The 8664-nt window shown below is 56.2% G+C and carries 9 protein-coding genes and 1 pseudogene; 6 read left to right on the top strand and 4 right to left on the bottom strand.

What is annotated here, in order from left to right; genetic code table 11:
- Together BMZ83_RS17160 and BMZ83_RS15785 are read left to right on the top strand one after the other, a co-directional pair.
- A partial coding sequence (locus BMZ83_RS17160) for a hypothetical protein (RefSeq protein ID WP_218144692.1) occupies positions 1-214 on the top strand: 214 nt, incomplete at its 5' end.
- 176 nt (positions 215-390) lie between these two features.
- Complete coding sequence (locus tag BMZ83_RS15785; protein WP_074880912.1) at positions 391-1794, top strand: ribosome biogenesis/translation initiation ATPase RLI; 1404 nt, start codon at positions 391-393, stop codon at positions 1792-1794.
- Positions 1795-1911: 117 nt separating this feature from the next.
- Here the strand turns inward: BMZ83_RS15785 and BMZ83_RS15780 are convergent, their stop codons facing one another.
- A complete protein-coding gene (locus BMZ83_RS15780) occupies positions 1912-2226 on the bottom strand; it encodes a CGCGG family putative rSAM-modified RiPP protein (RefSeq protein WP_074880910.1) in 315 nt (104 codons plus the stop codon).
- A 396-nt stretch (positions 2227-2622) separates the two neighbouring features.
- Between BMZ83_RS15780 and BMZ83_RS15775 the strand changes: the two genes are divergently transcribed.
- Positions 2623-2994, top strand: a complete 372-nt coding sequence (locus BMZ83_RS15775; protein ID WP_079990232.1) for an Htur_1727 family rSAM-partnered candidate RiPP — start codon at positions 2623-2625, stop codon at positions 2992-2994.
- A 242-nt stretch (positions 2995-3236) separates the two neighbouring features.
- Here the strand turns inward: BMZ83_RS15775 and BMZ83_RS15770 are convergent, their stop codons facing one another.
- Complete coding sequence (locus tag BMZ83_RS15770; RefSeq protein ID WP_074880908.1) at positions 3237-3653, bottom strand: helix-turn-helix domain-containing protein; 417 nt, start codon at positions 3651-3653, stop codon at positions 3237-3239.
- Between the two features lie 640 nt (positions 3654-4293).
- Here BMZ83_RS15770 and BMZ83_RS15765 point away from each other — a divergent pair.
- Complete coding sequence (locus BMZ83_RS15765; RefSeq protein WP_074880906.1) at positions 4294-5154, top strand: succinate dehydrogenase/fumarate reductase iron-sulfur subunit; 861 nt, start codon at positions 4294-4296, stop codon at positions 5152-5154.
- Between the two features lie 73 nt (positions 5155-5227).
- Positions 5228-5419: pseudogene (locus BMZ83_RS17410) on the top strand (hypothetical protein); the annotation flags it as partial.
- Between the two features lie 31 nt (positions 5420-5450).
- On the opposite strand, the gene BMZ83_RS15760 reads toward BMZ83_RS17410, so the two are convergent.
- Positions 5451-6725: a hypothetical protein gene (locus BMZ83_RS15760; RefSeq protein ID WP_074880904.1), complete on the bottom strand. Its 1275-nt coding sequence runs from the start codon at positions 6723-6725 to the stop codon at positions 5451-5453.
- Positions 6726-7403: 678 nt separating this feature from the next.
- Here BMZ83_RS15760 and BMZ83_RS15755 point away from each other — a divergent pair.
- Positions 7404-7790, top strand: coding sequence for a hypothetical protein (locus BMZ83_RS15755; RefSeq protein ID WP_074880902.1), 387 nt, complete (start codon positions 7404-7406; stop codon positions 7788-7790).
- A gap of 42 nt (positions 7791-7832) precedes the next feature.
- On the opposite strand, the gene BMZ83_RS15750 is transcribed toward BMZ83_RS15755, so the two are convergent.
- On the bottom strand, positions 7833-8288 hold the full coding sequence (locus BMZ83_RS15750) for a ferritin-like domain-containing protein (protein ID WP_074880901.1): 456 nt from the start codon (positions 8286-8288) through the stop codon (positions 7833-7835).
- Between the last annotated feature and the right edge of the window lie 376 nt (positions 8289-8664).

Raw genomic sequence — 8664 nt, 5'->3', positions numbered from 1 at the left:
CCAGCGGTGCGGTGCCGTGGGAAGCCTCGCCGTTTACGGCGAGGAGGAGGTCACGATGGCGTTGGTGAACCGGCTCCAGGGTTTACTCGCAGACGAGGACCCGACCGAGCCTTACCTGTGCCCAGGCTGTGGGTCACGGTTCGAGTTACAGTATCATGTGTGTCCGGACTGTGGCGGCTACAGTATCCAACGTCGCTGGACGAAAAACGATTGAACGCCGCGTGAATGGTGAATAGATCACCTTTTTCGTTGTGGCTGAACATGTAGTTGTGGAGCCTGGAATCCAGTGTGGCACGTTCCAGCGCTCCCTCCCCTTGACCTACGGTCGAGTTTATTCTTCGAGCCCGTTACGGTACCTCTCTGGATTTTCTTAGGTTGATCGGAAACAGCGTGGATAGCAGCACTTGGCAACAGGCAGTCACGTCGTTCCGGGGGACGACCCTTCAGTCTCATCTCGAACGACTCCGTGACGCAACGGTGACGACGGCCCGCAAGCGCCAGCGAGTCGACGAGCAACCTAGCGGGGCTACCGAAACGGTTGCACAATGGCTCGCCACGCGGCCGATCGACGCCGAAGACATCCTCGATGACCTGTCGCTCAGACCGATTCTGGACCGGGAATTGGCAGCCCTCTCCGGTGGGGAGCGCCAGCGCGTCGCCGTTGCGTCCACACTCCTGGCAGATGCTGACCTCTCCCTGTTCGACGAACCGTCTTCGTTTCTGGACATCGACCAGCGGACCACCGTAGCTCGTGTCGTTCACGACCACGTCCAGCAGACTGGCACATCAGCTATCGTCGTTGATCACGATCTGGCGACACTCGATCTGCTGTCCGACCGCATCCACGTCCTATACGGTGAGCCCGGTGGCTTCGGTGTCGTCTCCCAGCAGCTATCGCCACGCGAAGGGATCAACCAATTTCTCGACGGCCACCTGACCGAGGAGAACGTCCGCATTCGGCGACACGCTATCGAGTTCCCGTCAGCGGCAGACCGAGAGTTCGCACACCGCCGGGAGCCGCGTCTCGACTACCCGGACCGCTCGAAGTCCTACGACGACTTCTCGCTGTCCGTCGACGGCGGCCAACTCCACGCAGGAGAATCCATCGGTGTCGTCGGCGAGAACGGCCTCGGTAAGACAACGTTCGTGAAACTACTAGCGGGCGTTCTCGACGGCAACGACGGTGACGAAGAAGTCGCATCCGCCGTTTCGAACGGAACCAGGATATCCTACAAACCCCAGTACATCTCGCCGGATGGAAACGCGACGGTCCGAGAGCGGTTCCGAACAGTCACCAATATCCACACCGACCGGTTCGCGACGCGAATCCGCGACCCCTTCGATGTCGAGTCCTTGTACGATCGATTGTTAGACTCCCTGTCCGGCGGGGAGCTCCAACGAGTCGGCGTCGCGCTCTGTCTCGCCCGTGATGCCGACGTGTATCTCGTCGACGAACCCTCGGCGTTCCTCGACGTCGACCGGCGCGTTTCGCTAGCCGACAACCTCAGACAGTTCAGCGAACAGACCGAGTGTCCCGTGGTCGTCGTCGTCGATCATGACCTCTTCGTGATCGACCGGGTTGCCGACCGTCTCGTGGTTTTCGACGGGACGCCGGGCAAACGCGGACACGCTGGGTCACCACAACCAATGCGGGAGGGAATGAACGTGTTCCTCTCGTCGCTAGGGATCACGTTCCGTCGCGACGAACGGACTGACCGACCGCGAGTGAACAAGCCGGGGAGCCAGCTCGACCGTGAACAGAAGCGCGACGGCGAATACTACTACGCCGAGTAGACGTCGGCCGGCAGTTACTGTTCGAACTGGGCGGTCGTCTGTACACACATCTCGGGTCCGAGGTACTGAGAACCAGATACGGATCGCAGGCGCTCAGGAATCCCCGTCAATGCCCAGTCAGACGTGGACTCGGAGGACGTGGCCGCCACAGCCGCACTGCTCGATGTACTCCCAGTCGGCATCGGCGAATTCCTCGTCTAAGGTATCGTAGAGGTACTCGGATGGATGGCCGTGGTTCGCGTGCGTGACGAGATTGACGTGATTCCCCGGAGCCGTGTGCTCGATAGCTTCGATCGCCTGCCGGACGACCAAGTCGCGGTCATCGCCGTGCTCGGGTTTCTCGAGGTTCGCGGACCAAGAGTTATCGTGGACGTGATTCGTAACCGGCTCAGCGTTGTGATCGTGGTCATGGTCGTGTGGTGTGCTCGACATTATCGGTTAGCAATAGGTCGGTCGAACTTATACCTGTTTGGCCAGTGGCCAATTTCTGACGCCGAGAGGGTCTCTGGAGGAACTGCGGCATCGACCCGGCGGTAGTATATCTTCTCCTCAGAATCGAGCCTGATGGTAGCAAACGGGTTGGTGAACGCGTGTACTGTCAACTCCTCAGAATTTCTACGAACATATTCGACCCATTATCCATCCGTCTCGAAGTCGCCCCGTTATGCATGCCGGCGAATACACCGGACGAATCCGACGTCGAACCCATAATTACCCGCGTCCGCCACGATGTAGTGGCCCAAGTGTTCTATGATCTAGCTACCGGGGTCAGTAATCAGTGGGGGTTCCGGAGCCACATCACATACGGCCAGACTGCTTGAGAAGATTATGACGGGAGCCTACAACGACGGCGATATCTCCTCCGAGGAGTTGGATGCAAGTTCTTCGGGCCGGGTCGCGAAGGTCGAACGGTATCGGACCGACTCGGACGTCGACGCCGAGGAGCGACCCGACGACGGCGAGCTCTGGGAGGTGTTCCAACGCGACGACGACGGCCGTCCGATGCGCCACGTCGGCCGCGTCCGCGCCGAGGACGCCGATACTGCCCACGAACACGCCTCGCGGCTGTTCGCGTGGTACGCCCCCGAGGTCTGGATCTGTCCGGCGGCCGCAGTCACCCGGTTCAGCACTGCCGGCGACGTGGACGACGAACCGGCGACGCCACCGTCGGGCGACGAACAGCGGACTATCGAGTTCTAGCCGTCGTCCTCGATCACGTCTCCGGAAACGGTTTTCTCAACGAGTTCAGTCCCGAATACCTCCTCAAACAGGGGCACCATCTCGATCGGTATCGGCGATCTGCGACCACATGTAGCGCTGCCGGACCGGCGGTAGCGTAGGGTACTATCCAATATTCGGATAGGGTAGGACGACGATCTGACGCGCGCCACCAGTATTGAGATACGTACGACCGATTTCAGCCAGCGTCTCTGTCTGGAGTTTCAGGAACAGCACTGAATCGGATCATTCTCTCGGTCGTCGGAGTTTCGGTGATATTGATCTTCGAAATCTTGAATAAGCTGTCCAATGGTTGCGTACCAGTCGTTGAGCAATCGCTGCATTTCGTGAGCAACTTCCTCTGGTGTCCGCGGCCGATACACGTAGTAGTAACCGCCCTGGTCGTAGTTTACTTGCTCCTGTGCAATAACGCTGGCCTCAAGAAGCCGAGAAACCGAGCGATGCGCCGTTGTTCGGTCACAATCCAGTCGGTCTGCTACGTCGTCGACGGTGAGTTGTCCCTCTGCTTGTTGGAGCACCTGAAAGACCTTCTGATCACGCCTGTTGAGCCCGTGAATACAACCTAGAAGGTCGATACACTCCATGTCGCGCTCGAGGTCCTCACGCACTGAAGTGGTCATTATATCAAAGAATAGGGTAACAGAGGAGATTAAAGCTATTCCCGAACAGTACAATATCACTTAGGTTGAGATGGTGCTAAGACGAATTTATTACTTGAAACTGTGGTATTCAATAAAAAGGCTGGCAATCTCTTGTGCTATAGGCCCAAGATAATACACGAATAAGAGTTCATCGAATAATTCGGCTGTGATGGCGACGCCAACCGTCAGGGGGAAATCTAAGACCGTTCGTCCACTTGCGGCTCAAATAGTACGTTGTCCCTCCCCTCTCAGTGGCTCGCATTAATTTTGGACGCTGTTGCAGCTAGGGTCGTTTTGGCGCTCCCACAGTCTGGACATCGAACGAACTCATACATACCCCACTGATTCTCCACATCAGTGTCGAACGTATTCCCGCAACTGTGGCAGGTGAACGAGGCTTTCACACTTCCACCCAGAGACATTTCCCACTGCGAGGATTATTTATCCCAATCAACGTATGTATGTGGGTAGGTATCTCACCACAAGTAATTATGTGTCCCCACCGTATCCGTGGGCACTGGAGATTCCCCCCGTAGTGAGATAACCGGTGGACGAACCACGATAATGAAGTTAGCGGAGTAGACGACGGAATCCCCGCGAGGAGGCTGGAATAACCGCTATGTCATCAAATCATCCGAAAACGGTCAAAGAGAAGTCACCACGAGAGAGTCAACCCGCCGAGAAGGAGCCACACAAAGAACAGTCTCAATGCCAGCGAGTAGGGAGCGGACTCGAAAAGCCCAATACAGGCGGAGAAACTGTTCAGTTGAAGGTATTCCGGTATGACCCGGAAGTTGAAGGGAAGAAAGATCCTCGACTCGACGACTTCCATGTCCCATTCTCTCGGGGGATGACTGTTCTCGATGCACTAATTTACGCTCGGGATCACTACGATTCGAGCCTGACATTCCGACATTCCTGCCGGCAGGCTATCTGTGGGAGTGACGCACTGTTCATCAATGGGCGACAGCGACTCGGCTGTCAAACGCAAATTTCCGATCTCAATGAGCCAGTTCGCGTCGAACCGCTCCCTCACGAACTTGTAATCAAGGACTTGGTAGTGGACATGGATCACTTCTTTGAGAGAATGGAGTCCGTTGAACCATATTTTCAGCCGGACGATCTCCCAGACGGTGAACTCGAAGAACAGCGCCAATCTCCCGAGAACCGGGAGAAAATCAAGATGGCCTCGCGGTGTATTCAGTGTGGCTGTTGTACGTCGTCGTGTAATCCCTCACAGTTCGACGACGAGTACATCGGGCCCGCTGCCATCGTCAAGGGGTATCGGTTCTACATGGACGAACGCGAAGGGAAAGACGTGAAGCAACATCGGTTGGAGCTACTCGATAAAGAACACGGCGTCTGGCGGTGTCACACGCAATTCTCGTGTACGACCGTCTGCCCGAAGGATATCCCAATCACTGAGGAAATTCAGGAACTGAAGCGCGAGTCCGTTAAACAGAACCTGAAGTTCTGGTGATAGACAGTGGTCACCTTCAGAATGAGTGATCTTGGTCCTCTCCCGAACCCTCGTAATTGCCCTCGTCGTTTGCTTCGCGATCCGGTTTGTGGCGTATATTCTAGCGCTGGTTGGCATCCTGCTCTCACCCACTGTTGGTGCGCTTCTGATGTCGTTGAGTACAGTAATCGTCGTCACCGACGTACAACCCCTCCGGCACGTCGATCTGTCTCTCCCAAACCTACCTGGAGTGACATCACCAGTTAATGCTCAAACTGCAGACTGAGACTCCCTTGTTCATAGCAGGAGGAGAGTTTTCAGTAAAGACCACTCTCTGTAGTCGTCTCGGGATCGGTCTGGAGTGTCCAGCGTAAGCGGAACGCTTGTACCAGTTCATAAAGCCACAAGATGACGAGAGCGGTATATCCGGGTCCGAAGAGATACGCCGACCACGACTGGTCCTGATAGAAGAAGCCAACACCAACCACCACAATTGCGATGTTCCACACCCAGACCATCCACGTGGAGATCACTGACGGGATGTTTCCGCCTGGGATGTGATCGACGTCCAAATGCCCTTCGCGTAGGGCAGGGAGGTTCGGGAAGTAGAGTAGGAGTCCGGTGAGCGCGATGGGGAGCGCCCACCCCACGAAGAAGAAGTGAAGCGCGCCATCTTCGATATACCCCGGATCAACCCACTTGACGCCGAACAGCACGAATGGTGCGAACCCCGCCGGCCCGAGCATCCAGAACTGGGCTACTAGGACCGACAACGCAATCCCCGACCGGGAGTCTGTCGACCAATACGTCTGGACGAGGTTGTACAGGTACAGTGCAAATCCCGTCGCGAAGAGGACCAGCCCGGTCGCCGTGACTGTCCGGCCCATCCCGATCCAGGGGCCGGTAATCAGTGGAAAGATGCCGGCGACGAAGAACCACGCCGAGTAATTTCGTAACCTCTCGCTGTAGAGATCGGAACCGAGTAGGCGAGGAAAGAGGTCGTAGAGTGTACCGATGGCCGCGAGGCCGAGAAAGCCCCAGGCGTTGGCGTGGACGTGGGCCTCACGCAAGCCGAGCCAGCCACCGGGAACTTCCCAGACGTGGCTGAACAGCCCGTACGCGTACGTAATCCCCCACAGGAACACGAAGACAGACACCAGGTACAGCCCGGTCGTTGCGTTCCACGCTCGATCGCTTTGCATGACCATTCGCAGCATCACCACCAGCAATCCGGCAACAAGCAGCCAGATCGCGACGAGTCCGCCATCAAACGCCCACGTCTGACCCCACCCGCGTCCGTACCAGAGAAGGAGGAACCCGCCGTTCAATCCGGTGAAGTTCAGCCAATCGTAGTACTTCGAGGGCAGCGGGCGATCAAGCTTCCAGGCCGTGAGCTGGGGGAGCATTCCGAACAGGAGTTGCGTGAAGCCGCCGATCGTCACGAAGTGGATGTGGCTCCACGAAACCCAGCCGAGCCGTGGAACGAGATCGAACTGCATGAGGCCGTGATAGACAGCCAGTACGAGCCCAGCAAGCAGGAACACCGCGCCTGCGAGGTGGAACGGAGTGAACCGAAGCGGGGAGCGTGCCATAGTATGTATATGAGCGTAGACCTCAAATTGATTTACACGAACAAAATAGCGTATATCGAATATATTCGTTATCAGTTGGTGTTTCGTGGCCGACCACACTGGTACGATTCGGAAACTAAACCCTGTCCAACGACCCCTTTCATCAATTCGCCTAACACCCACATCAATGAAAGATGATTTACATGCCACATGCCCGACTCAGCTATCGGGAAGTGGAACATCGGTATCAGCCCCGGAGTGATGGTCTTTTCATACTCTACGGATTTTTTGATCTACATTCGTGACTTCGCTCTGTGCTGTGAAGCATGGACCGCGGGGGCGAACGTAAGCCCCCATTTCGAGGCTCGTCTCGCGCACGCCCACGGGAACCTGTTCTCGCTACTCAGTATCGTCTTCGGGGCACTGCTCCTGTGGTTACCCGCTCGCCAGCGCGTGCTCGTTGGATTTCGTTCCTGGCGCTGGCCGGACTTCTCATGCCGATCGGCATCCTCTCGGAGATCTATCTCGGGCTACCCCCGTACTGGTTTTGGTCGACACAGTTTCGATTACCGTGACGGCGACACTGTTCGCATTCGAACTCGTACGGATGATCGTCGGTGGCTCGATATCCCTAAACCTCGATGGTATAGCTAAAATGTTCGAAGTGGAGTTTAACCGCTCGTAACATCTATCCTAACTATGGGCAAGACGGTTAGCGACTACGTCAAGACGGACTCACTCACCACGACCCACTGGTTCGCGATTCTACTCGTCCTGATGACCGGACTCACCCACGTGTACGCCGGACTCGTCGAAGGACGGATACCCGTTTCACTCGCGGGAGTCGGATTCCTCGGTGCCGCCGTATTGTTCCTTTTGGATTACCGTCGAACCCTTCTCTATCTGGGGGGGATCGCGTATACGGCGGTGCAATTCCCGCTCTGGTACGTGGCGAAAGCCGGCGAATACACGATGCTCGGTTACGTGGACAAAACACTCCAGGGAATACTCATCGTCGTTCTCGCATACCTCTACTGGAAGACACGGAGGGTCCCCGAACGGAATCGTGAAGCGACTGGCGCTTGATCATTCGAACTGGTCACATTTTCGCTCCCCTGACGTGGTGGCTCAGTCGTCTTGATACTCCTTTTCGAAGCCCCGGAATTCAGTTCGATGGGCCTCTTCATCGGCGAGAATAGTCACTGCGAGATCTTCGGTGACAGGATCATCGGCGTCCTCGGCAGCGTCGATGAGCGACCGATACGTGTCAATAGCACCCTCTTCCGCGTCGAGAACGCCTCGGATGACAGAGAGCACGTCGGTCGAATTCTCGGGCGGGCGCAGCGAGTCCTGCCGAGCGGTGAAGTCCGCCGAACTGGGCGGTCGGGCGTCTAACTGCTTGAGTCGATTTCCGAGTTGCTGGGAGTGTGTCAGTTCCTCCTGGATATCTTGCTGGAGGCTCTGCTTGATCTCTTCGGCACGGACGCCGTCTAGAACGATCGCGTTCGTCTGGTAGTTCATCACGGTCTCTATCTCGTCGCCGTAGGCCTTCTGAAGCAGGTCTATTACACGGTCTGAGGTCATACTAGTTATACTATGGCCCAAGCGACGATATACCCGTTGCCGAACCTGTTCCCTCGAAACGTTTTAGAGGACCACGCAGCCACAGATGAGGCATCGTCGGTCCTCGTCGAATCTCTCTGTAGTAGGTGTACAGGATGTCACAGACGGTCATCCGTCTTTAGCTAAGAGAAAAACCGCAGTACAGCAGTAGCTTATCGAGGCTTCTTTTTCGAGAGGAATGAGGAGGTAAGGTCAGAATACGGATCGATTAAACAGCGAAAATTCGAGGTGAAATAGGGAGTATTCTTATTTCACTCTGGTTAATGATCACAGTAGAAGTAGGACGACCTTCGTCCACCCCCTCTGTATTTCACGATGACTGCTGGGTAAAAAAAAA

It is taken from the genome of Halolamina pelagica (assembly GCF_900115675.1).
Taxonomy (GTDB): Archaea; Halobacteriota; Halobacteria; order Halobacteriales; family Haloferacaceae; genus Halolamina; species Halolamina pelagica.
Note: the sequence above shows the minus strand (reverse complement) of the source record. Positions and strands in the feature narration are given on the sequence as shown.